Origin of the sequence: Sorangium sp. So ce1153 (assembly GCF_051521595.1) — a bacterium.
Classification (GTDB): Bacteria; Myxococcota_A; Polyangia; order Polyangiales; family Polyangiaceae; genus Sorangium.
Map to the genome: position 1 here is coordinate 11,509,300 of NZ_CP150361.1, position 23,498 is coordinate 11,532,797.

Sequence of the window (23,498 nt, forward strand, 5' to 3'; positions counted from 1 at the left end):
CGCGGTCGACGCGATCGCCACGAGCTGCCGCTCCAGGCCGCCAACAACGCACGAGGAGGCGCCCATGAGGCTCGCGAACGAGGTAGTTCCCGCTGGCTCGCAGGAAAGGAGCACCCGATGATCTGGCTCTTCGCTGGCCTCGTCGCGGCCACGGCGCTGGTCCTGTGCTGGCGCTCGCTCGTCCGCCGGTCCCGCTTCGCGCGCGCCCCGGCGCCCCGGCGCGAGCGCGAGGAGCGCGAGGAAGGGACGGTGGAGACCGTGGAGTTCCCTGCCACGGACGGCACGCGCCTCGAAGGCTGGCTGTTCCTGCCCCGCGCGCCGCGCGCGCCGCTCGTCGTGATGGCGCCCGGGCTGACGGGGACGAAGGACGGGCACCTCGAGCCCTTTGCATGGCGCTTCGTGCGGCGGGGCATGGCGGTGCTCCTGTTCGATTACCGCTGCTTCGGCGGCTCCGACGGAGAGCCGCGCCACTGGGCCGATCCCGCTCGACACCGCGAAGACTACGAGTCCGCGCTCCGCTTCGCGCGGGGGCCGCTCGCCAGCGACGGCCGCGTCGACGCCGGGCGGATCGCCCTCTGGGGCTCGAGCTTCTCCGGCGGCACCGCCCTCGTGACCGCGGCGCGCGACGCCGGCGTCCGCGCCGTCGTGGCCCAGGCGCCGTTCCTCGAGACCCCGCCGAGCCAGGAGCCCTCCGGCCTGTCGCTCCTGCGCTACATGCTCTGGACGACGCTCGACCTCTCGCGCCTCCTGCCGCCCATCTACGTGCCGGTCTTCGGCCGCCCCGGGGAATGGGCCTTCGCGACGAGCGTCGAGAGCCCGCGCCGGGGCGACCCGCGGGACCCGGCGGCGCCGCTCTTCTGGCGCACGCTGCCGCAGCCGCCGCGCGGCGGCTGGGAGAACAAGATGCTCGCGCGCATGCTCGCGACCTTCGACGCCTTCCGCCCCATGGACGCCGCCGCCGAGGTGCGGTGCCCCGTCCTGCTCGTCTCCGCCGCTCGCGACGACCTCGTGCCGAGCGCCTTCGTCGAGCGCGCCCACCGCGCGATCCGCTCGGCGGAGAAGCGCCTCGACGTCCTCCCGTGCGGGCACTTCGACCTCTACGTCGGGCCGTTCTTCGCCCCGAACGCGGGGTCGCAGGCCGACTTCCTGGCCCGACAGCTCGGCGCCGGGCCGTGACGCTCAGCGCGTCAGCGCCTCGACATCCACGGCCTTCGCTCCTCCTTCTTCTCGGCGAGGTCCCAGCGGTGCATCACGCCGAGCGAGAACTGCTGCTGATCGAAGCCGCCGTCGAGGATCGGCACCATGGTCCACGGCTCGGCCTTGTCGCCCCGGTCGAGCACGGCGACGCGCAAGTAAAGGTCCCAGTCCTCGACGTACGAATAAGCGGTGCCCACATAGACGTTGAGGCGCGTCGTGGGCGCGAGGAAGCCCGAGGGATCGGGATCGTGGTTATCGGGGTTGTGCAGCACGGGAAAGCGCAGGTCCACCCCGAGCCAAAGGGAGAACGCCCGCGCCGGCGTGCGCAGGATCGTCTCGGCGTCCACCACGACCTCGCCGAGCCAGAAGGGCTGCTCGGTGTCCTCGGCGAAGTCGAGGTGCGTGAAGGCGCCGCCCAGCGCGCCCTGGAAGACAAGCGTGCTGTGCGCGGCGCGCTTGGCCTGGAGGAGGAGCTCCCCGCCCTCCCAGAGCCCCAGATCGCCTAGGAGCGGCCCGCCCGCGAGGCGGAGGGTCAGCGCCTGACCGTCGCCGAGCGCCACCCGGCCCGCGAGCGAGCCGTTCTGGGGGACGAGCTCGTCCGTGGTGTCCGGCTGCTTCACCAGCAGCGCCATCGCGGCCGCGAGCTCGACCGGGCCGAAGGAGTAACGGCCGTTCAAGGACAGCAGCCCCACGTCGGTGAACGCGAGCCCCTCGCCGTCGGGGTCGCGGCGGAGCGAGAGCTCGCTCGTGACCAGGGTCATCTCCCCGCCCAGCTCCAGCCCCCCGGCCGGCAGCAGCAGGGAGTTCGTGGAGAGCGCGCGCACGCTGCTGGAGTCGAAGCTGGCGCTCATCTCCCGCGTGGAGGGCTCGACCTGGGGCGCGATCTCGGGCAGCCCGCCCGGAGGCCCCGGCGGCGGCGCGGCTTGCTCGACGGGCGCGACCTGCTCGGAAGGCGCGACCTGCTCGATGGGCGCGGCCTGCTCGGAAGGCGCGGACGGCGCGGCCGGCGGCTGCTCGGACGGCGCGGCCGGCGCCGGAGGCTGACCGGACGGCGGCTGCTGCTCGGCCGGCCCGGCCGGGCGAGGCGGGACCTGAGCGCGCGCCAGATCGTGGGAGAGACCGAGGCCCAGGAGGACGCCGAGCGCCGCAGCAAGCCGCATGGCGCGCGAGCATACGCGCGGACGCGCCCGAGCGGCCACGGCCGTCACGCGCCCTCGCGGGAGCCCGGCCCTCCGGCGCCGCCGCTTCAGGGCGCCGCCGGGACGAGCAGCAGCTCCTCGAGCGCCGCGGTCAGCTCGTCGACCCTCACCGGCTTCGTGAGGTAGCGGTAGAACCCGGCCTCCTCGGCGCGGCGGGTGTCCCGCGGCATCGCGGCCGCGCTCAGCGCGATGACGGGGATGGCGCGGGTCTCCGGCCACTCCTGCAGCTTGCGCATCGCCTCATAGCCGCTCATGCCCGGAAGGTTGATGTCCATGATGACGGCGTGGGGCCGCCGCGCCCGCGCCAGCTCGATGCCGATCTCGGCGTTCGGCGCGACGATCAGGTCGATCCGATCGAGCTCCGAGATGAGCGCCTCCATGAAGGCGATGTTCGACGGGTTGTCCTCCACATAGAGGATCGCGTAGCGGGCCTCGCCGGCCGCGGCGAGCGGCGAGGCGTCCGCGCGCGGATCGGGCTCTCGCGGGGCGTCCTCCGCCTTCACCTCGTGCGCGGGGAGCTCGATCCAGAACTCCGACCCTTCGCCCGGCGCGCTGTAGAAGCCGACGCCGCCGCCCATCATCTCCGCGAGCCGCTTCGTGATGGCGAGCCCGATCCCCGTCCCCTCGATCGGCCCCGTCTCCTGACCGGCGCGCTGGAAGGGCTGGAAGATCTTCGCGTGCTGCTCGCGCGCGATGCCCATGCCGTCGTCCGCCACCGAGACCCGCACGCGCCCGCCCTCGGGCACCGACACCGCGAACGTCGCGTGCCCCCCCTTCCGGCCGTACTTGATCGCGTTCGAGCCGTAGTTCATGAGGATCTGCGCGAACCGCGTCCGATCCGCCACGATCTTCGGGAGCCCCGCGGGGACGGGCGTCACGGACAGCTCGACCCCCGCGCGCAGCGCCATCGGGTCCAGCGTCGCCTGCACCTCGGCCAGCACCTCCGGGACGCTCACGGGCTCGAGCGACACCGCCACGCGGCCCGCCTCGATGCGCGAGAGGTCCAGGATGTCGTCGATGAGCTTGAGCAGGTGCTCGCCGCCCTTCAGGACGTGCTCTATCCGCTCCTTCTGGCGATCGGTGAGCGGCGTCTTCCGGTCCCGGTGGAGGAGCTGCGCGAAGCCGAGGATCGCGTTGAGCGGCGTGCGGAGCTCGTGGCTCATCGAGGCGAGGAACTCGCTCTTCGCGGAGCTGGCGGCCTCGGCGAGCGCCCGCGCCTTGCGGAGCTCCTCGGCGCGCTGCACGTCGCCGGTCATGTCCCAGATCGTGCACACGGTCGCCCCCTCGGCCGTGCGGCGCTCGGTCAGGCGCAGGCTGCGCCCGTCGCTCGAGCAGAGCTCCACGGTGCCGCTCGGCGCCGCGTGGTAGCCGAGCAGCCGCGCGCGGAGCGCGGCCTGGGGCTCGCCGTCGGGGGCGAAGAGCCCCGAGCCGAGGCTCTCCTCGAGGAGCTCGGCGTAGCTCCGCCCGACGATGGCGCCGCTCGCCCTCGCGCCGAGCCAGTGCCGGTACGCGCTGTTGCAGAGCGCGAGCCGGTCCTGCGCGTCGAACACGGCGAACGCGCCCTGGGTGCTCTCCACCGCGCTCCGCAGGAGGTCGCTGGAGCGCTGCGCCACCGCCTCCAGGCGCTTGCGCTCGCTGATGTCGCGGATGGCGCTCGACACGAGCGTGCCCCCGCCGGTCGAGAGCGGGCTCAAGCTGATCTCGATCGGGAACTCGCCGCCGTCCTTGCGCCGGCCGAACAGCTCGAGCCCCGACCCCATCGGGCGCGCCCTCGGCGAGGCCGTGAACGTCGAGCGGTGGGCGACGTGAGAGCGCTGAAACCGCTCCGGCAGGAGGATCTCGACGAGGCGGCCGAGCAGCTCGCCGCGCTCGTAGCCGAACATCCGCTCGGTCTGGAGGTTGACGAACACGATCCGCCCCCGCTCGTCGACGACCACCATGGCGTCGGGCGCCGCGTCGATGAGCTGGCGGAACTTCTCGTCGTCGAGCTGCTGCGATCCGGGGCCGTCAGGCGCCTGCTCGGGTGCGGGCAGGCGCTCGCCGGAGGGCGGTTCATGCGTCATCGGGGAGCCTCACACAGAAGATCGCGCCAGGCGCGTTGTCCTCGACCCAGATGCGCCCGCCGTGCGCCTCGACCGCCATCTTGCAGAACGCGAGGCCGAGGCCGCGGCCGGCGCGGTGGAGGTCGTCCGCCTCGCCCTCGAGCTGGACGAAGCGATCGAACACCCGCGCGCGCAGCTCGGCGGGGACGCCCGGCCCCGAGTCCGCCACGCGGAGCTCCACCGCGGCGCCGTCCTTCGCGGCGCTCACGGCCACCGCGGAACCGACCGGGGCGTGGTGGATCGCGTTCTCCAGGAGGTTCTCGATCGTGCGGCGGAGCAGGTCCGGGTCGGCCTGGACGGCGGGCGCGTCGACGGCCTCGCGCAGCGAGACCGACCGGGAGCTCGCGCGCAGGTCGAGCGCGGCGAACACCTCGAGCACGAGCGCGCGGAGGTCGACGCGCGCGCGCTCGGGCGCGAGCCTCCCCTCCTCGCTCTTGCTGATGTCCAGCAGGTTGTAGATGAGCCGCAAGAGCGACCGCGCCTGGTCGCGGATGTGCCGCGCGGAGTCGCGCGCCGCCTCCGGGAGCGCGCGGTCCCGGAGCAGGTACTGCGCGTGCAGGTCCATGCTGCTCACCGGGTTCTTCAGATCGTGCACGACGAAGGCGGTGAGCTGCTCCTTCTGGAGCTGGAGCCGCATGAGCGCGTCCCGCTGCTGCTTCACGAGCTCGACGTGCTCGCGCAGCTCCGCGCCGAGCCGGCGCACCCGGAGCGCGGCCTGCACCCGGGCGAGGAGCTCCGACGGGCGGACGGGCTTCGTCAGGAAGTCGTCGCCCCCGGCGCGCAGCGCGCTGTCGAACGTGTCGACGTCGCGGAGCGCGGTCAGGAACACGATCGGCGCGGTCGCGCCGCCGGGCAGGTCGCGGATCCGGGCGCACACGGCGAAGCCGTCCATCCCCGGCATCCGCACGTCGAGCAGCACGCAGTCCGGCCGGTGGCGCTCGAACTCCCGGATCGCCTCCTCGCCGGTGACGGCGAGCACGACCTCGTAGCCGTCGTCCTCGAGCGTCGCCTGAGCCAGGGCGCGGTTCTGCTCGTTGTCGTCGACGACGAGCACCTTGGACCGCGATCCCTGCTCCATCCGCCCTCGGCTCTCGGCGCGAGATTACACCAGCGGTCTCGGCCCTACCAGCGCGCCACGGGGCGGCGCGCCGGCGGAGGCCGCGGCGCACGCCGAGAAGCGCTGAAACGGCGACGGCCGAGGCGAGCGCTCGCGGCGCCCTGCCTCGGCCGACCCTCCATCTCACGCTCGCCCCGCCGCGGCCCGCGCCGCCGCCGGGCGCGCGCTCACTGGCCCGCGGGGGCGATCTCCAGCTTGGCCATCACCTTGCCGCTGGCCGAGAGGCTCGCCTCGATGTTCTCGACCGCCTGCTGGATCGCGTTGGTGGCCGGGATGATGCAGGCCCCCGCCTTCACGCTGCCCGTGACGGCGCCCTCGAGGCTGCCCGCAGCCGAGACCACCGCCTCGGCGTTGCCGAGGAGCAGCTGGCCGCGCGCCTGGGCGGCGACGAGGAGCCGCGGCAGGTTCGCCCTGAGCGTCGCGATGGCCGCGTCCGCCTCGGCCTCGCCCGAGATGTTGATCGCGGGCTCCTTGCAGCTCGCCCTCGCGCTCGCGCTCGCCTCGCAGGAGCCGCTGCACTCCGCGCTGCCCTGGCACTCGGCCGACGGCGGCTTGAGCTGGGCCTTGCACTTCGGCGCCTTGAACTGGACGTCGCACGAGCCCGAGCAGTCCGCGTTGCACTGCACCTGCGCGTCCGCCGCGAACTCGCACGAGCCGCGGCACTCGCCCTTGCAGGTGCCCTGGCACTCGCCGCGGCAGTCGCCGCCGGCGCTCGTCGCGGAGCACTCGCCGTCGCACTCGCCCTCGCAGGTGCCCTGGCACGTGCCCTCGCAGGCGACGGCCAGGTTGGCCGAGCCCTCGCACGTGCCGGTGCACTGCCCCTCGCACCGGCCCGACAGCTCGCCCGGATCGCACCGCGCGATGATCTCCGCGGGCTCCAGCTGGCACTCGACGTTGGCGCTGCACCGCGCCTCGCAGTTCGCCTGCACGCTCGCGTCGACGGTGCAGCTCGGCGGCTGGAACGAGATCGACAGACCGGCCGTCGCGTCCCCGAGCTGGTCGATCGCGAGCTCGCACCACGCCGTCGCGCGCTCGCTCGGCTTGGTCGCCGTGATCGTCGCCGCGTCCGCGCCGAGGTCCAGCGCGATCGCCTGGCAGGCGCTGCTCACGTCCGCCACGATGGAGCCCGCGGCGCCGGTGAAGTCCGACACGGCCTGCATGAAGGCACCATAATTGAGCTCGGCGTCGCCCTCGAGCCCCCACTCGACCGTGGCGAGATCGGCGCCCGGCGTGAAGTCGCGACAACAGATGTCGTTCTGCAGCTCCGCGGCCTTGTCACACCCCATCAACGGAGCGACGGAGAGCCCCGCCAGCAGCAGAGGGAATGTCGCGATTCGCCACGTCACACGGATGTTCATCAGGAAACTCCTTGGTTCTTTGTAGGGAGCGCCGCCTGTGCCGGAGCGCCATGGAAGGCGGCGAAAGCCAGCGAGGACGATCGCTCACCTTCGAACTCGGCCGCCGCCGCCTCCGAAGCAGGGCGACAATAACTCATAAACCGACCCGGCTGACAAGGGCCATCCGGCGGAATTGTCGCTGGTCTCGAAGGCACCTTAGGGAGCAGCCTGTCAGCGAGCCAGCAATGCATGACGAGATCTGTTGATGGCTGTCTCGACGCCGGGCGCCACGCCTGGATGCGGCCGTCGCGGCCGTCGCGGCGCCCGCGCCCCTCGCGGCTGTCCAACCAACCGCGGTGACGCGCCATGACACGGCTGTCATGGGTCCACACAGACCATCATCGAATAGGCGTTGCAGAGCTCGCCCGGGCCGTAGGACAATCGCCCCGTGAAGACGCTCGCCCCACGGCTCGCCCGATTCGCGTGGTCCCCTCTCGTGCCCGCCCTCGCGCTCTCGCTCACCGCCGGTTGCGGCGGCTCGTCCGATGACGAGAGCGCCGCGGGCGAGCCGCCCCGGATGAGCGGGATCACGGAGGCCCACAACCGGGCGCGCGCCGCGGTCGAGCCGCCGGCCGATCCGCCCCTGCCCGGGCTTGCGTGGTCGCGCGAGATCGCCGAGGTGGCGCAGGCCCATGCCGGCAGGTGCGTGTTCAGCCACAGCGAGAGCAGGTACGGAGAGAACCTCTACGCGACGAGCGGCTCCTCGGCCACACCGGAGGAGGTCGTGGCCACCTGGGTCGACGAGGCGGCCAATTACGACCTTGCGAGCAACGCCTGCAGCTCCACCTGCGGCCATTACACTCAGGTGGTGTGGGCCGACTCCCTGAGGCTCGGCTGCGGGGTCGCCGATTGCACGGGCGACTCGCCGTTCGGCGGAGGCGCCTGGCAGCTCTGGGTGTGCAACTACGACCCTCCCGGCAACTTCGTCGGCGAGCGCCCCTACTGAGCCGCGCGCCAGCGGCTCGCGCTGGCAAGGAGGAACGATGGACGGCGCGCCTTCGTCGCGTGCTCCCCGCCCCTCGCCCGCTCTGGTATCGCAGCGGCGATGGATTTCGGATGGACCCCTGCCCAGCGCGCCGTCCACGACCGCATGCGCGCCCTCGGCGCCGAGGCCGACGCCGCGGCCCCGGACGAGCGCATGCGCGTCCTCGCCCGTGGCGGCGCCCTCGGCCTGCCGATCGCCCGCGATCTCGGCGGCGAGGGCCTCGACCTGGTCACGACGGCGCTCGCCTACGAGGGCCTCGGCGCGACGCTGCGCGACGGCGGCGTGCTGCTCGCCGCGGGGGCGCACCTCTTCGGCGTGGCGCTCCTGCTCGCCCGGGTGGGCACGCCCGCCCAGCAGCGCGCGTGGCTGCCGCGGATGGCGAGCGGCGACTGCATGGCGACCGTCGCGGCCACCGAGGCCGGGGCCGGCTCGGACGTCGCGTCGGTGCAGGCCAGGGCCGACCGCACGCCCGCCGGCTACCGGCTCACCGGCGAGAAGCGGTACGTGACCTGGGCCGACCGGGCCGACGTGTACTTCGCTGTCGCGCGCGACGGCGGCGAAGGCCGCCCCGGGGGGGCGCCGGCGCGCGGCCTCACGGCGCTGCTCGTGCCCCGCGCCGGAGCGGACGCGGCGGGCGCCCCGCGCGTCCGGCCCGGCGCGCCGCTCGCGACGGCGGGCCTCCGCGGCGCGCGGCTCGCGCCCGTGTCGTTCTGCGGCTGCGAGGTCGGCCCCGACGCGCTCCTCGGCCGCGCCGGCGCCGGCCTCGCCGTCTTCCAGATCGCGATGACCTACGAGCGCGCGCTGATCCTCGCCTTCCGCCTCGGCGCGATGGAGCGCGCCCTCGGCGAGGCCGTCCGCTTCGCCCGGGAGCGCGAGATCGGCGGCCAGTCCATCGCGCGCCACGAGGCCGTCGCGCACCGCGTCGCGCAGATGAAGCTGCGGCTGGAGACCTCGCGGCTGCTCATCTACCGCGCCGCCTGGGAGCTCGACCAGGGGCACCGCGGCCAGGCCGAGGCCGCCCTGGCCAAGTGGCACGCGGCGGACTCGGCCGTTCTGTTCGCGCTGGACGACCTCCGGTTGCGCGGCGGCGCCGGCTACCTCGAGGAGAGCGGCCTCCCGTCGGCCGTGGACGACGCGCTGGGCGGCAGCATCCACTCGGGGACGTCCGACGTGCTCGCCACGGTGGTCGCGCGGTGGCTCGGGCTGTAGCCGCGGCCGCGCCGGCCCGCGATGGGCCTTCGCTCCGTGACGCCGGCCCTGGTTCCACGCGTCAGAACCCCGCCAGGAATTCCCGGTCGGAGAGGAGCGGTCGCCAGAACCAACACGAGAGCTCCTCCGACCGACCCGTCCATACCTCGGAGCTCGGGGATCGCCTCGTCCAGAGGAGCGAAGTCCCCCAAGCCGAGCTCAGCGACCTTGCGCGCCGCGCTCGAGATCGAGATCGACGACCACAAGCTGGCGCGCGGCGGTCACGCGGACGGCGCTACTTGGCCAGCTCCTCGATGGCCGCGGCGAGCTCGGCGGGGGGCAGCTCGTTGGCGGCGCGCCACGGCGGCATGCGCAGCGGCGAGGTCGCTGGCTCCTGCAAGCGAAAGATGGCCTCGTCCTTCGTCTCTCGCGACATGCCGTCCAGGTTCTTCACGTTGAACCTGGCGCGGTTCAGCGCCGGGTTCCCGCGACCGTCGTGACAGCGCGAGCAGAGCTGCGTGAGCACGGCGCGCCCGCTCGCCCCCGGCGGCGGCACCAGGCCGAGCTTCACCTTGGCGTCTGCGGAGAAGAGGTCGCGCAGATCGAGCAGGGATTGTCGCGGGACCGCGCCCGTCACCACGTCGAGGTAGGACCGGACCCGCTCCGCGCGGAGCGCGGGATCCGTCACGTCCACGAGCGGGTAAGGCACCGAGATCGAATCCCCCGCCTGCGACAGGGCGAACTGCTTCTCCCAGATCGAGCTCGACGCGCCGGCCTTGGCCTCGGCCTCGATGCGCGGGTCGAACGCGTTCGGCTGCGCCGCCTGGCCCTCGGCGGAGAGCAATGCCTCGAGCTGCGCCCCGCTGCCCTCGTCGATGGCATTCTGGATCGTCGCCGTGGGGATGCCGCCGTACTGCGCGTCCTCTGCGTGGGCTTCCAGGAACTGCGCCGTGAGCACCCGATCGGACTCCGTCCGCTGCACGAAGCGCTGCGGGAACCAGTGCATCCAGGGGAACTCCAGCTCCTGCATGCGCAAGATCTTCTTCGTGCCATAGCCGTCGGGCTGGTGGCACGAGCGACAGTCGAACGACGTGTTCTCGACGTCTTCCTCGCTGTAAATGCTGAACGCGGTCCAGCCGTGCTCTATCTCTTCGGTGAGCAGGCTCGCCAGGTCGCAGCTGCCGTCGTAATCACACTGCCGCTCGAACGTGAACAGGTAGAAATTGTAGTCACCGGTCGAGAGGTCGCGGCTCACGATCTCGACGAAGGGCTCGCCGCGAACGAAGCCGAGCGCGGTCATTTCAGCCGGTCTATCGCGCATCTCGGTCACGCGCGGAAAGACGATGATGCGCGGATTGACTGCAGAGACGGCGCCCTTCACCAGCGAGGTGGAGTTGCCGGTGAGCGCGAAGGCGCGATCTTCGTCGAGCTTCGCGACGCTCAGCAAGCTGGCGAAGTCGGCGATGTTCGGCCGGGGCGTGGCGCACACCGCCTGCCAGAAGCTGTCGCCGCGCGGCGTCGCGCACAGCGCGCGGTGCTGCGCCTCGCGCCTGGGTAGGCCCGACAGCTCCGGGTCGGGAGCATTCACGGACGGCAGCGTGTCCCAGTCGGTCGTCGCCTCGTCCGTGGCAGCGCCCCCGCCGATCTCGCCGACGCACGCCGCCAGCAGCAGCAAAACCAGGCACAGGCTCTGCAGGCGCCTCACGCGGGCCTCCCTCGGCGGATGCCGAACGTCATCAACCCCGCCACGAGCGCGAACGCCAGGAGCGGCGCGTGGCGGTCGCCGCGCCCGCCCGCCACGCTGCAGCCAAGAAGGCCCTCCTCGCTCGTCTCCTCACCCGCGCCGTCACCCTCGCTCGGCTCCAGGTCGACGGTGCCGTCCAGCTGCTGCACGTAGGCGATGAGCTGCCCGAGCTCGGCTTCGCTGAGCGCGCTGGTGAAGGCGTGACGATCTTCGGGGTTGGCCGTGACGAGGACATCGCGCAGCGTTGGCGCGGAGCCGTCGTGCAAGTACGGCGCCGTCTCCCAGACGCCGTTCAAGGTCGGCGTGTCGATGCCGAACAGCGGCTCACCAGCGCGCATACCAGACGACGCCTTCACGGTGCCGACGTCGTGCAGCTTGCCACCCGCGCTGTCGGTCCCGTCGGCACCCGTGTGGCAGAAGCCACAACCCAGCCGCTTGAAGATGACGCGACCCGCGACGCCGTCCTGGGTGAGCGAGCCGTCGGCGTTGCGAAAGGGGCTCGGGTGGTGCGTGTCGAGCGAACCGAGGAACGCCGCCAGCGCGTCGAGCTCGGGGCTCAGGCCAGCCTTCTTGTCGCCGCGCGGCGTGGCGACGGTTCCCACGGCGAGCTGCTCGGCGCTGAGGAACCCCTTGCCGCCGAACAGGTCGCGGATGTTGTCGTCGGTGTCCTGGATCTCGTCGAAGCTGCCGCTCCAGTTGACGTTGCCGTGGCCCGTGCCGCGCCGTCCGAGCAGCGAGACGGTGTTGCGAAGCCCCTCCCCCACGCTGCCGAAATCCCAGACTCGCCCGTCATCCGCGCCGTCGAAGTGACACGACGCGCAGCTGATGTAGCCCTGGTCGCTCATGCGCACGTCCTCCGAGTTGAAGAACAGCTGCTTGCCGCGCAGGACCTGCACGTCGAGCTTCTCCGCGGCGACGGTCGGAATGTCGGCCAGCTTCTTGGTGATGAGGTCGTGTGAGCTGACGATGTCGGCGACGTCGTAGACCGCCACCGTACGGCTGAGCGACGCGTGCACGAACAGCCTGTCGGTCTCGGTCAGCGCCAGGCCGCGCGGAGCGAAGCCCGTCTCTTTGAGCGCGGTCACGAATTCGCCCGTGTAGGTGTCGCGGACCTCCACCAGGGCCGAGCCGGCGACGCTGACGAACGCATAGTCGCCGAGCGGCGTGAACACGACCTGGTTGGGCAGGTTGCGATCGTCCAGGTCGATGCGCCGCGCGACGTCTTCAACGCCCTCCGCGACGTTCAACAGCGCCACGAGGGGCCGCACCGTGTTGTCGTCGGTGAGCGCGAGCTGATCGCGGAACGGACCACGGAAGATGTTGTCCTTCTTGCCCGGCACCCACGCGAACAAGCCATCGGGCGAGAGCCCCACCGAGAACAGGTAGTTCGGCAGGCCGCGCCCTTGTTGATCCGTGTCCTCCGTCGTGGTGTCCGCCGCGAGCTCGAAGCGCGTGCTCACCTGGAAGGTCGCCGCGTCGATGCGTGCCACCTCGCCGTGACTGTCCCCGGAGAGGAAGCGCGTGACGTAGATCTGCGCGCCGTCGTGCGACACCGAGACGCCGCGCGGCGTACCGCCCAGCGAAAGCTCGGCTACGACGGCGCCGCTCGCCGCGTCCAGCTTCAGCAGCTTGCCGACCGCCATCAGCGTCACGTACGCGGCGTCCCCGGTCGGGCTGATCGCCAGGCCCATCGGCTGCGACGCGTACGGCAGCATGACCTCGCTCTCCACCGCCAGCGACGTGGTGTCGATGATGGAGAGAGCGTGCGCGTCGCGGTGCAGCACCCACAGCTTGCCTTGCGCCGTGAGCGCGACCCCGACTGGGCCGCGCGCCACCGGCACCTCTGCGAGCTTGGTCAGCGCGTTCACGTCGACCACGCTCACGCTGTCGTTCTCGTAGTTGGCCGTGTAGACCTTCGCGTTCGGCCGGTCGTAGACGAGATCGGTCGAGCCCGCTGCGTTGCCCGTGACGAGCGGCCGGTGCACCGTGTGCACGAACGCGACGCTGGTGAACCCGACATCGTCTTTGACCGTCACCAGCACCGGGTAGTGGCCTGGAGCGGCGTAGGTGTGGACCTGCTGCACGTCGTCGACCATGAACTCGGTGCGCGTCTCGTCCCCCATGTCCCAGCGCACCTGCACGGGGCCGACCGCGTCGCCGATCGTCAGGTCGAACGTCACGGGCTCGCCGACGAGCGAGGGCGCGCGCTCGGGGATGCTCGCCGTGACGGCGCGCGCCTCGGCCGTCCAGGCCGCCGCCCAGCAGATGCCACCGACCAGGCCGAGGATCCTCCGCGACGAGCGCATGTCTCAGGGACCGGTCGTGAACGTTGATTTGAACTCGGCCGCGATCCCGTTGCCGACGAGATCTTTCATGCCGTCCTTCGGCAGGACGACCTCGTAGGTCGTATTCGGCATCAGGTCCTCATCGGGGTCGAAGTTCACGATGCCCATGTACAGGCCGAACGAGCCCTTCACCGGTTGCCCGCCCACCGGCCTCACGATGAAGCTGCCCGGGTGAACCGTGGCGAGCTCGACGTTGTCGGTAAGGCTGAGGCCGATGCGCGACTTCCTGGACAGCCCCGTCGCCCCGCTCTTCGGCAACACCGTGTCGACCGCCGGGGGCGTGGTGTCCGGCTCCGTCGAGTGCGCGGCGATGACCATGCCGCGGTAAGGCAGCTCGTCGTCGGCCAGCACCAGCAGGCTGCCGACCGAGATCGAGAACTGGTCGTCGCCGTTCGTGAACTCGAGCCGGCCCCAGATGCGATTCTCGATCGACATCCGGTGGATGTCGTGCACGTCGATCTTGGAGACGCCGGCGTCGGGCCGCAGGTGACCCAGGAACAGGTAGCCGTCGGAGAAGCTCATATACTCGGACCCAGGGGGGTACCCCTTGGCCCTGAACGCCGAGTCCGGCAGCGTGGCGATGGGTGAACTGGCCGAGCCGATGTCCGTGGGATCGGTCAGCACGTCCCACGCGCGCAGCGGCGACTGCACAAAGACGTGCTTGCCGTACAGGCCACAGATGTAGCTCTTGCTCGGGGTGATGAAGTCGAGCGCGACCGGGTTCATCGGATCGCTGATATCCATCGTCGCGATGCCGCCGTTGTCCTTGGGCGTCGTGATGACGAGCGTATTGCCGACGGCCCACAGCGGACCGGCGCTCACGCCGCCGAACTGCGAGATCGGTATCTTCTTGACGAACCTCACGTCTTCGGGGTCCGCGGCGTCCAGGATGTGCAGGCCCGTGTTGGTGCCGCCGATGTAGACGACGCTGCCCTGCCAGTACATGCCCCAGACAGCGTCGGTGAAGTCTCCGTATCTGATCCCCTCGAGCTCGACGAGCTTCACGTGACGAGGCGCGCGGGCGTCGGTAACGTCCCAGATGTCGACGCCCTTGCCCGCGGTGGTGACCTGGTAGAACTTGTTGCCGTAGCGGGCGACCGAGGTCTGGTGCGACTCCGCCTCGCCGACGCCGTTGGGCCCTGCCTTGGGATCGAAGCCAGGGCTCTGGATGCGCGAGAGCATCTTCGGATCGCTCGGATCGGCGATGTCGTAGAAGACGATCTCGGCGTTGCCGGCGCCCTGAACGTAGCCGTTGATGACGATCGGCTGGTTCTGGTGATGGCCCGCCTCGAGCGTCGGCGACACCAGGCCGTCTCGCCAGTTGTTGCGCGGCAAATTGATCTTGTTCGCCGGCATGGGCATGTTCGGGATCTTGCCTTCCGGGGCGGTGATCGTGTCCGGGTCGATTCCGCCCGCGCCGGTGCTCCCGGTCGTGGCGCCTCCACCGGCTCCGCTCGTGGCGCTGCTGCTCGTGGCGCTGCTGCTCGTGGCTCCGCTGCTCGTGGCTCCGCTGCTCGTGGCTCCTGCCGCCGGCGTTGGGGCTGCGCCGCCGCTGCCCGTCACCACGGTCGAGGTGTCGCCGGAGCTGCCGCCGTCATTTCCTTCCGGTGAGTTGAGGTCCCCGCCGGAACACGCCGCGAGCAGGGCGATGAACGAAGGAAAGCCGAACCAACGTAGTCCCATCCTCTTCGAATACATCCCTGACCTCTTCTCTGGCGTGTGGGGCATGACAGGTGGCCACCCCGCCGGAACTCGGGGCCGACAGCGCCCGCCACGTTTGCGCGGACACACGGGCACACGAACGCGCGACAGGCGACGCGCCTCTTAAATGAATCGGTTAAGTTATGAGCCAATGTGAACGCTCACATTCTGGATGTCAAGCGTGATCGATCGCACTCGTTTTGACGCGATCCGGCGGCTCGCCCCCGCAGGCTGCGGCGCGAAGGCGGCCCGTTCGTGATCGAGGCCGAGCAGGTTCTGCCGCCCGGGTCCACCAGAGACGAGCGCTGGCGAGCTCGCACGAGAGCTCACGCAGGCTCCGCGGCCGGACGCCGCCGCGCCCCGCTCGGGATCGAGGGTATCTCCGCGTCGGTTTCCATTGACGTCGCAAATGTGAACGATCACATTCTCACTGGTAACTGGCCTTCACACGGTGCAGCTCGGCGTGATGGTGCTCGCCGCCGCTGTCGCTGTCGTGTTGGACAGGCGGATGAGTAGGTGCTCGATATGGACTACGCTCGTTCGAAGCTGATTGCTGGTCTTGTACTTTCGGCATGGCTCGGGGCTTGCGACGGTGACGGTGGGGAGGAGAAGCCGGACACGGCGGCCTCCGGTCCAGGAGCGTCGTCATCGAGCTCCAGCGAAAGCTCGAGCAGCAGCGGCGCAGGCGGCAGCGGCGGTGAGGTCGCCAGCAATGGCGCGACGGGCAGCGGCGGCGCAGGCGGCAGCGGCGGCGCGGAAGGCGGCGGCGGCGCAGGCGGCAGCGGCGGCGCGGAAGGCGGCGGCGGCGGAGGTGCAGGCAGCACGCCGCCCCCGACAGAGTTCGACAACCCCGTCATCAAGTACGATGCGCCAGATCCGACCAGCGGTCCCGGAGACTACATCTTCACCGCGGACGGAGCGGCCATGGTCTGGAACAACAAGGTTTACCTCTATACCGGCCATGACGAGCAGGCCGAGGGTGCAGAGGGCTACCGCATGTTCGACTGGCGGCTCTGGACATCATCCGACATGATCCACTGGGAGAACAAAGGCGCGGTGATGCGCTACAATGTGTTCCCCTGGGCTCACGGCGGCGACTCGACGGGCAACGCCAATGCGGCTCAAGTGGTCGAACGCGACGACGAGAACGGCGACCCGAAGTTCTACTTCTACGCGCCGGTGGAGGGCGGCCAATCCAGTTATGGGATCTCGATCGGCGTCGCGGTCGCGGACAAGCCGGAAGGGCCGTTCAAGGACGCACGGGGGATCCCGCTCATCTTCCTGGCCGACACCAACGGCACGGCGGACCATTCGTGGCGAAACCTCGATCCGACGGTCTTCGTCGACGACGACGGCCGGGCCTACATGTACTGGGGGAATGGGATCCTGTACTGGGTCGAGCTCGAGGACGACATGATCCACCTGAAGGGTGAGGTCTACACGACCGACGGCAGCGGGAAGATGCAGAACCGCAGCATCAGCGGCGTCCAGATTCACGTGCTCAAGAACATCCCCAGCTATACCGAGGCGCCTTTTCTGTCGAAGCACGGCGGCCTCTACTACTTGACCTACGCGTCGGGGTTCCCGGAGAGCATCTCCTACGCGACCAGCACGTCGCCGGAGGGGCCGTGGCAACATCGGGGCGTCATCCTGGACCCGGTGCCGAACAGCAGCACCATTCACCAGTCGCTCTTCGAGTTCAAAGGGGCCAGCTACCTCACGTACCACAACGCCGCGCTGCCGACCGGCGGTAGCTATCGGCGATCCACGTGCGTCGATCGCGCCTACTACAACGACGACGGGACGATCCGGAAGATCGTCCCGACACACAGGTGATTTGTACAGGGCACGAAGCGCCGACTCCAGAGCACCTGCTCGTCATCAGCGTCGACGATACGGCGGCGCCGCGCGAGGACACCGACGCGGCCTGCGGCAACGGCTACGATGACGATGAGGACGGGCTCGCGGATTGCGCCGATCCGGAGTGTCAGCGGCTGCCCCTCTGCGCGCTGACGAGCATCGTAGGATCCATGGTGCCATCGTGGTCCCAGTCAGCGAAGACCACATCACCGATCACTACCGCGGCAGCGTTGAGCGTGGTTGTGACGGTGTCGTTGGTAGTAACCTGGACAAGGAGGAGTGCGGGGGGTTCTTTGCGTCTGCAGCCTCGAGGCACAGCCGGGGCATCGTTGCGTACACTTGATCCCCGTCGAAGGCACCAGGGCGCGCTGGCCCTGCCACGATGACTCCAGCGAGACGCGCCTGCGCTCGCACCCCTCCTCGCGCCAGGAGCCGCCCGCCGGGCCCGTACCGGGCGTGCCCCTCTGGCGCGCCGGTCGAACCCGCCCCCCCGAAGCGCCTTCCTCTCCCGATCACCGCGGTGCGGAAGCAGGCGCCACCCCGATGCGGGCTAACCCAGCGGACGCGGATCATCCAGAGCGACGGGGGCCCAACGGAGGTCCCGCATCCGGTCAAGCGCGGACAGTGCGCATATTCTGGAATGCAGTGAACCGTTTTCTCCTCCGATCTTCCTGCCGTGGCCGGCCGTGACGCTTACAACCGTGAGGCGGGAGCACTACGATGAGACCAGCCCCTATGCCCGTCCACGCGATTCGGATCGAAGAGCGCCTCTGGTCGAGCGCGTCGCCACTCCGAAGGCAGGAGTGGCGCACGATCACGACCGATATCGTCTCCGGCGAGCCGCCCTGGCCCTCGCGCGAGCCCTGCACCCTCATCGCCGGCTGCGATGACAGACACCTTCACTTCGTCTTCACCGGATTCACCGGAAGCTCCCGCTCGGCTGACGCCCTCGCCCTCGCGCGGGCGGACTTCGCACTGCTCGTGTGCGAGTACGCCGGCCTCATCAAGAAGCTCTCCGGGGGCGACCTCCACTCCGCCCACATCGAGGCCTTCGATATGTCCAAGCGCGTCGTCCACGACGACGGCGCAAGGCGGATCGGCGCCCTCCTCCCCGACCTGAGCCCGAGCTTCGAGACGCGCCGCCGCTTCTTCTCGCTCATCGTCTCGCTCACCGTCGACACGACCCGGCTCGGCCCGCTTCCGGCGCATCAGCATGATGCAAGGCGCGTGCGGTAGCGGGCGTCAGCAAGCGCCGGCTCGCGGCGGTTCGCCCCCGCCAGATCGTCCCGCCAGGGAACGCTGACGCACGAAACCGGGGCGGCCGCGAAACGGACGCCGGCGGTCGGGGCAGAGGGCCGAGGAAACAGGGCCAGGGTCGCCCGCGCGAAGTCGCCGCGAAGCGGCGCAGAAATCCGGACATCCCTGGCCCGACTTCTGGCGGGCGGGACTAGCCAACCCTCGCCGGCGCCTTTACCAAGGGAGAGCTGCGCGCGCCGGCGGAGGGTAGCCGGTAGCCGGCGCCGCGCCCCGTCCGCCGGCCCCCTCGGGGGCCAAACCAGGAGCGATAATGACCGAAGCGACCGACAATCCCCTGCTCTCTCTCGGCTTCGAGATCCCCTTCGATCGCATCCGGAGCGAGCACGTCGAGCCCGCGGTGCGCGCGCTGCTCGAGGACGCCCGCGCCCGGCTCGAGGCCGTCGTCGCGACCCCCGGCCCCCGCACCTACGACAACACCCTGGGCGCGCTCGAGGCCGTCACCGATCGGCTCGATCGCGCCATGAACGTCGTCTCGCACCTCGAGTCGACGTCCACGACCCCCGAGCTGCGCGCCGCGTACAACGCCGTCCAGCCCGAGGTCAGCGAGTTCCTGAGCGGCATCGCGCTCAACGAGGGCGTCTACGGCGCGCTCAAGGCGTTCGCGGCCACGCCCGAGGCCGAGGCGCTGACCGGCCCGCGCCGCCGCTTCTTCAAGAAGACCCTGGACGATTTCCGCCGGAGCGGCGCCGAGCTCGACCCTGCCGGCAAGAAGCGCCTCTCCGAGATCGACGTCGAGCTCGCGACGCTCACCCTGCGCTTCTCGCAGAACGTGCTCGACGCGACGAACGCCTTCGAGTTCGTGGTCGAGGACCCGGCCCGCCTCGCCGGCCTGCCGCCGAGCGCCGTCGAGACCGCCCGCCAGAGCGCGGAGGACCGGGGCATCAAGGGCTACCGCTTCACGCTGCAGGCGCCGAGCTACATCCCCGTGCTCACGTACCTCGACGACGCCTCGATCCGCGAGCGCTTCTACCGCGCCTTCAACACGCGCGCGACCGAGGGCAGCCACGACAACCGCCCGCTCATCCGCCGCATCCTCGAGCTCCGCTGCGAGAAGGCCAAGCTGCTCGGCTACGCGAGCTTCGCCGACCTGGTGCTCGAGGATCGCATGGCCAAGTCGGGCGCCGAGGCGCGCCGCTTCGTCAATACGCTGCGGGAGCGCACCGAGCCGGTCTTCGAGCGCGAGAAGGAGGAGCTCGCCGCCTTCCGCCGCGAGCTCGAGGGCCCGGGCGCGCCGCCGCTCGCGCCGTGGGACGTCTCCTACTACGCCGAGAAGCTGCGCCGCGCCCGCTACGACTTCGACGACGAGGCGCTCCGCCCGTATTTCCCGCTCGATCGCGTCGTCTCCGGCCTCTTCGAGATCGCCCACCGCCTCTACGGCGTGCGCATCACGCCCTGGCAGGGCGCCCCCACGTGGCACCCGAGCGTCCGCGCCTACCGGCTCCTCGAGGCCGACGGCGCCCAGAGCGCCGCGTTCTACCTCGACTTCCTGCCGCGCGAGCAGAAGCGCGACGGCGCCTGGATGCACGGGCTCGTCACGGGCGCGCCGGTGCCAGTGCCAGTGCCAGTGCCAGTGCCAGTCGAAAACGGGCGCGCGGCCGGCGAGGACGCGCGCCACCTCGAGGTCCTGGCGGGCAGCTTCACCCCGCCGGTCGGCGGCCGCCCCGCGCTCTTGAACCACCGCGAGGTGGAGACGCTGTTCCACGAGTTCGGCCACATGATGCACCACGCCTCGAGCCGGGTGCCGATCCGGAGCCTGGCTGGCACCAACGTCGCCTGGGACTTCGTCGAGCTGCCCTCGCAGATCATGGAGAACTGGTGCTGGGAGCGGGACGCGCTCGATCTGTTCGCGCGCCACCACGAGACGGGCGCGCCCATCCCCGACGACCTGCTCCAGCGGATGCGCGCGGCCCGCACGTTCCGCGCGGGCGCCACGACGATGCGGCAGCTCGGCTTCGCCGAGATCGACCTCGCGCTCCACATGGACTGGGGCCCCGAGCGCGGCGATGTCATCGAGCTCGCGCGCGAGGTCCTCTCGCGCTACTCGCCCGTCCCGCTGCCCGAGGGCTACGCCATGATCGCCGGCTTCTCGCACCTCTTCTCGAGCCCGGTGGGCTACGCCGCCGGCTACTACTCGTACAAGTGGGCCGAGGTGCTGGACGCCGACGCCTTCTCCCGCTTCCAGGAGGAGGGCCTGTTCAGCCGGCAGGTGGGCGACGCGTTCCGGAGCCAGATCCTCGCGCTCGGCGACACGCAGGACCCGATGGATCTCTACAAGAGCTTCCGCGGCCGCGAGCCCACCCTCGACGCCCTGCTGCAGCGCAGCGGGCTCGCCTGAGCCCCCCTAAAAAGACAGAGCTCCTCCGGCGGAGCGGGAGGAGCTCTGTCTCAGGCGAGTCCGGCGGGGCTCCCGCGCCGCGCGGAGACCACCGTCTCCGCGGGCCGGGCCCCACCACCCATCACTTCATCGAGAAGTTGCAGGCCGACAGCCCGGCCCCGTCCACGGTCTGGGTCATCGCCCAGTTGTTGATCGACCGGATGCTCGCCTGCTCGGTCCTGAACGCGTAGCGGCTCGCGAGCTGCACCTCGGTGCCGTTCTGCGGCCGGATGTACACCGAGTACAGCCGCGACCCCGGCTCCACCACCATCCGGACCGTGTACGTCTTGCCGGCGGAGTACGGGAACGTCGTGGCCGCCTGGTACCTCGAGCCGTTCCGGACGCGGACGTTGCCCTGCTCGTCGAAGATCACGATCGCCGCGAGCTCGGTCCACTGATCCGCCGCGCCGCTCGAGAGCCCGATCACGCCGTCGATGTTCGACGCGCTCGGCGTCACGTCCCAGGTCGCCGTGAACGTGCCCCACTGGGTCGTCAGCGGCGCGTTCACCCACTCGCCCGCGTCCACCGCGGAGCAGGACGTCGGCGCCGGCGTCGTCGGCTCGGTCGGCGTCGTCGTCGGCGTCGTGGGGGTCGTCGGCGTCGTTGTCGTCGTCGGCTCGCTCGTCGTCGTCCCCGAGCCGAACTCGAACGCGCCGAGGTCGACCGCGCCCACGGCCGTCCGGCGCAGGGCGCCGCCGACGGCCGCGACCGCGCCCTTCGGCGGGTGGAAGAGCGGCATCGCGAGCGGCGACGGGAACTCGCGCCCCGAGATGCCCGACGTCGAGCTGACGCCCGCGTTCAGGAGCTTGCTCGTCGAGCGCAGCGTCACGTCGCGCTGGCCGACGTTCGCGAAGCCGAAGTCGGTGTCGCTCAAGGCCAGCGTGCCCTTGAAGCCGGAAGGCACCGTCGTGCCGGTGGGCACGGCGTTGTTGACGCCCTTGACGAGCGGGGAGCCCGTCGCCCACTTCGCCTCCGTGTCGCGGAGGACCTGAACGCTGCCGCCGCCGACCCGGTAGAAGACGTTGTTGTGCAGCTCGATGCTCTCGATGCCATCGAACAGGTGAATCGCCGCGCTCGACCCCTGCATGAGCAGGAAGGTGTTGTTCACGAACCGATACCGCCCGTTCGTGTCGCCCGTGCCGTCGCCGCCGACGCGCACCGCGTACTGCGTGTGCGTCTTGCGGAAGACGTTGCCGACAACGTCGGAGTCCTCCCGCGCGAGATCCGGATCCTGCCCGTCAGGACCGATGAGCTCGAGCTCCTTGTAGAGTCCGCCCTCGATCCAGTTGTAATAGATCTCGTTCCGCTCCGCGCGGGTCTTCACCGCATTGCCGCCGATTGCGTCGTGGACGTAGCTATGCTGCATCCGGAACACGGAGCCGGGGTAAGCCGACTCATCCGTTGCGATGTAGATCGGGTGCTTCTGCGTCCCGCTACCACAACGGTACACCTCGACGTATTCCAGGGTCAGCGAGCCCGAGTCGCTGTCGGCGCCGAGGATGCCGTGCGCGGCGCAGTCGTGGACCACGGTGTCGCGGATCGTGACGTCGTGGCCGTGGTGGAAGATGCAGCGCGACGAGCCGCCGGTCACGTCGAACCCCTCGAGCACGACGTGGTTCGCGTTGACCTCGATGGTGTTGGTGCCGCCCTGCAGCACGGGGCGCTTCCCGTTGACCCGCACGCCGCGGATCGTGATCTTCGCCGAGGACGTGCCCCCCTTCGTGATCCTGATGTTGCCCGAGTAGGTCGCGTTGCCGTCGACCTCCACCACGTCGCCTGGCGCCAGCTTGCTCGCCACCTCACCGATGGTCTTGTAGGTGCGCGTCGGACCCACTTTATAGGTCGTGCCGGCCGCTTGCTCCTCGGCGTCCAGCTCCTCCGCGGTCACATCCTCATCGAGCGGCGCGCAGCCGAAGCCCACGATCGACATCGCCATCAGCGAGGCGATGATCTTACCGACGGCAAACGACCGCGACCCAAAGCCTTGAGAAATCGAATGCATGGCTTTTTCTCCCCCGGCGTCGTCGAACCCCTGTGGTGAACAGGACCGTAACGGGCGAAGGCAACAGGGGGCAGAAGTGGAGCCTCCCGCTGTTTCCTTCGCGCCGCGAACCATCGGTGCAGACCATTCAGCACCAGAGGGGCGGATACCGGCGCTCTCGTGAGACAACTTATTCCTGGATTAACACGAAGGGTCAAGACGAAATGCTTTCGAAAACCAAACGAACGGCCAATTAGGTCGCACACCTGAGCCGCTTTTCACATCAAGGTTGCAAAAATTCGATGCAGAACTGCAATGCGCAGTTCGTCCGCTCATGTGAGGAATGTGTAGCGATGTGGTCGCTCGTTCGCTCGCACACACTCGAAATACGACGAAACTGTTGGCAATCATCCAATGATGTCAGAATATCCGCCAGTCCGACGACCTTTGCCTACCTGCCCCCCGTATTCTCGAGCTCGGCGGCTACCTCCAGGGCCTGTCGAGTTGGCGTTGTCTCCTCCTCGGCGCGCGCGGGCGCGGCGCTCGTCGATGGCCACGGCTTCTCCCCGTTCGCGCAGCTCGCGCTGAAAGCGCGGAGCGCGCGGCGTGCTCGCGGTGGGGGCGCTCGAGGCGCTCGGCGTCGCTGCGTCCAGGTCACTCACCCAGGCTGTTCGAAACGGGCGAGGCGCTCGTCCGAATGGGCGCGCTGCTCACCTGGCGAGCAGCAACGGCGAATCACGCCCGGTATGCGCCGGAAAGCTGAGCGCGCCGGCACAGGCAAGAAGAAGGGCGAAGCGGGTCGGGCGAAGCCATCGCCACACCTCCGGGACTCCCGGCTTTCTTTTCGACCGAGACCATTGAGTGCATTGCGAGGTGCGCGCTCTCGCCGATTGCGTCGCGCGTGCGAGAGAATGGCGGAGGCGCGGCGAGCAGGGCGGGATCCGCCGCTGATCCCGCCGCGCTCGCCGCGCCCCTGCGATCAGACCGCCGC

15 protein-coding genes are annotated in these 23,498 nt (G+C 70.4%); 7 read left to right on the forward strand and 8 right to left on the reverse strand.

The annotated features are described in order from the left end of the window. The first annotated feature begins 117 nt into the window (after positions 1-117). Entirely contained in the window at positions 118-1,176 is a 1,059-nt protein-coding gene (locus WME85_RS41885) for an alpha/beta hydrolase (protein ID WP_437829595.1), read from the forward strand. A gap of 11 nt (positions 1,177-1,187) precedes the next feature. Here WME85_RS41885 and WME85_RS41890 read toward each other — a convergent pair whose 3' ends face one another. The 4 genes from WME85_RS41890 to WME85_RS41905 all read right to left on the reverse strand — a co-directional run bounded on the left by WME85_RS41890 (position 1,188) and on the right by WME85_RS41905 (position 6,973). Continuing rightward, on the reverse strand, positions 1,188-2,357 hold the full coding sequence (locus tag WME85_RS41890; protein ID WP_437829598.1) for a hypothetical protein: 1,170 nt from the start codon (positions 2,355-2,357) through the stop codon (positions 1,188-1,190). Positions 2,358-2,443: 86 nt separating this feature from the next. After that, positions 2,444-4,459, reverse strand: coding sequence for a PAS domain-containing hybrid sensor histidine kinase/response regulator (locus WME85_RS41895; RefSeq protein WP_437829601.1), 2,016 nt, complete (start codon positions 4,457-4,459; stop codon positions 2,444-2,446). Beyond that, positions 4,449-5,576 (reverse strand): hybrid sensor histidine kinase/response regulator, encoded by a 1,128-nt coding sequence (locus WME85_RS41900; protein WP_437829604.1) that lies wholly within the window; start codon positions 5,574-5,576, stop codon positions 4,449-4,451. The genes WME85_RS41895 and WME85_RS41900 overlap by 11 nt, the downstream gene beginning before the upstream one ends. Before the next feature lie 206 nt (positions 5,577-5,782). Further along, a complete protein-coding gene (locus WME85_RS41905) occupies positions 5,783-6,973 on the reverse strand; it encodes a hypothetical protein (RefSeq protein WP_437829607.1) in 1,191 nt (396 codons plus the stop codon). A gap of 427 nt (positions 6,974-7,400) precedes the next feature. Between WME85_RS41905 and WME85_RS41910 the strand changes: the two genes are divergently transcribed. Next, positions 7,401-7,958, forward strand: a complete 558-nt coding sequence (locus tag WME85_RS41910) for a CAP domain-containing protein (RefSeq protein WP_437829610.1) — start codon at positions 7,401-7,403, stop codon at positions 7,956-7,958. 99 nt (positions 7,959-8,057) lie between these two features. Next, positions 8,058-9,206 (forward strand): acyl-CoA dehydrogenase family protein, encoded by a 1,149-nt coding sequence (locus WME85_RS41915; protein WP_437829613.1) that lies wholly within the window; start codon positions 8,058-8,060, stop codon positions 9,204-9,206. 274 nt (positions 9,207-9,480) lie between these two features. Here WME85_RS41915 and WME85_RS41920 read toward each other — a convergent pair whose 3' ends face one another. The 3 genes from WME85_RS41920 to WME85_RS41930 are packed head-to-tail and all read right to left on the reverse strand — an operon-like array spanning position 9,481 to position 14,972. Then, the gene (locus WME85_RS41920) at positions 9,481-10,890 is read right to left on the reverse strand and encodes a c-type cytochrome (RefSeq protein ID WP_437829615.1); all 1,410 of its coding nucleotides are present in this window, start codon (positions 10,888-10,890) and stop codon (positions 9,481-9,483) included. Next, positions 10,887-13,235, reverse strand: a complete 2,349-nt coding sequence (locus tag WME85_RS41925; protein ID WP_437829618.1) for a PKD domain-containing protein — start codon at positions 13,233-13,235, stop codon at positions 10,887-10,889. Before WME85_RS41925 ends, WME85_RS41920 begins: the two co-directional genes overlap by 4 nt. A gap of 3 nt (positions 13,236-13,238) precedes the next feature. Continuing rightward, a complete protein-coding gene (locus WME85_RS41930) occupies positions 13,239-14,972 on the reverse strand; it encodes an Ig-like domain-containing protein (RefSeq protein WP_437829620.1) in 1,734 nt (577 codons plus the stop codon). 528 nt (positions 14,973-15,500) lie between these two features. Here WME85_RS41930 and WME85_RS41935 point away from each other — a divergent pair. The 4 genes from WME85_RS41935 to WME85_RS41950 all read left to right on the forward strand — a co-directional run bounded on the left by WME85_RS41935 (position 15,501) and on the right by WME85_RS41950 (position 20,487). Beyond that, the gene (locus WME85_RS41935; RefSeq protein WP_437829623.1) at positions 15,501-16,811 is read left to right on the forward strand and encodes a glycoside hydrolase family 43 protein; all 1,311 of its coding nucleotides are present in this window, start codon (positions 15,501-15,503) and stop codon (positions 16,809-16,811) included. Further along, positions 16,808-17,221: a hypothetical protein gene (locus tag WME85_RS41940; protein WP_437829625.1), complete on the forward strand. Its 414-nt coding sequence runs from the start codon at positions 16,808-16,810 to the stop codon at positions 17,219-17,221. Before WME85_RS41935 ends, WME85_RS41940 begins: the two co-directional genes overlap by 4 nt. A 349-nt stretch (positions 17,222-17,570) precedes the next feature. Then, positions 17,571-18,071 carry a UPF0262 family protein gene (locus tag WME85_RS41945; protein WP_437829627.1) on the forward strand — a complete coding sequence of 167 codons (501 nt, stop codon included), beginning with the start codon at positions 17,571-17,573 and terminating at the stop codon, positions 18,069-18,071. Positions 18,072-18,402: 331 nt separating this feature from the next. Next, positions 18,403-20,487, forward strand: coding sequence for a M3 family metallopeptidase (locus WME85_RS41950; protein WP_437829629.1), 2,085 nt, complete (start codon positions 18,403-18,405; stop codon positions 20,485-20,487). Between the two features lie 121 nt (positions 20,488-20,608). Here WME85_RS41950 and WME85_RS41955 read toward each other — a convergent pair whose 3' ends face one another. After that, complete coding sequence (locus WME85_RS41955; RefSeq protein WP_437829632.1) at positions 20,609-22,528, reverse strand: hypothetical protein; 1,920 nt, start codon at positions 22,526-22,528, stop codon at positions 20,609-20,611. Positions 22,529-23,498 lie beyond the last annotated feature (970 nt).

Coding starts and splice junctions, on each gene's coding strand:
- WME85_RS41885 (WP_437829595.1), top strand. CDS start 118: ATGATCTGGCTCTTCGCTGGCCTCGTCGCGGCCACGGCGCTGGTCCTG.
- WME85_RS41890 (WP_437829598.1), bottom strand. CDS start 2,357: ATGCGGCTTGCTGCGGCGCTCGGCGTCCTCCTGGGCCTCGGTCTCTCC.
- WME85_RS41895 (WP_437829601.1), bottom strand. CDS start 4,459: ATGACGCATGAACCGCCCTCCGGCGAGCGCCTGCCCGCACCCGAGCAG.
- WME85_RS41900 (WP_437829604.1), bottom strand. CDS start 5,576: ATGGAGCAGGGATCGCGGTCCAAGGTGCTCGTCGTCGACGACAACGAG.
- WME85_RS41905 (WP_437829607.1), bottom strand. CDS start 6,973: ATGAACATCCGTGTGACGTGGCGAATCGCGACATTCCCTCTGCTGCTG.
- WME85_RS41915 (WP_437829613.1), top strand. CDS start 8,058: ATGGATTTCGGATGGACCCCTGCCCAGCGCGCCGTCCACGACCGCATG.
- WME85_RS41925 (WP_437829618.1), bottom strand. CDS start 13,235: ATGCGCTCGTCGCGGAGGATCCTCGGCCTGGTCGGTGGCATCTGCTGG.
- WME85_RS41930 (WP_437829620.1), bottom strand. CDS start 14,972: ATGTATTCGAAGAGGATGGGACTACGTTGGTTCGGCTTTCCTTCGTTC.
- WME85_RS41935 (WP_437829623.1), top strand. CDS start 15,501: ATGGACTACGCTCGTTCGAAGCTGATTGCTGGTCTTGTACTTTCGGCA.
- WME85_RS41945 (WP_437829627.1), top strand. CDS start 17,571: ATGCCCGTCCACGCGATTCGGATCGAAGAGCGCCTCTGGTCGAGCGCG.
- WME85_RS41950 (WP_437829629.1), top strand. CDS start 18,403: ATGACCGAAGCGACCGACAATCCCCTGCTCTCTCTCGGCTTCGAGATC.
- WME85_RS41955 (WP_437829632.1), bottom strand. CDS start 22,528: ATGCATTCGATTTCTCAAGGCTTTGGGTCGCGGTCGTTTGCCGTCGGT.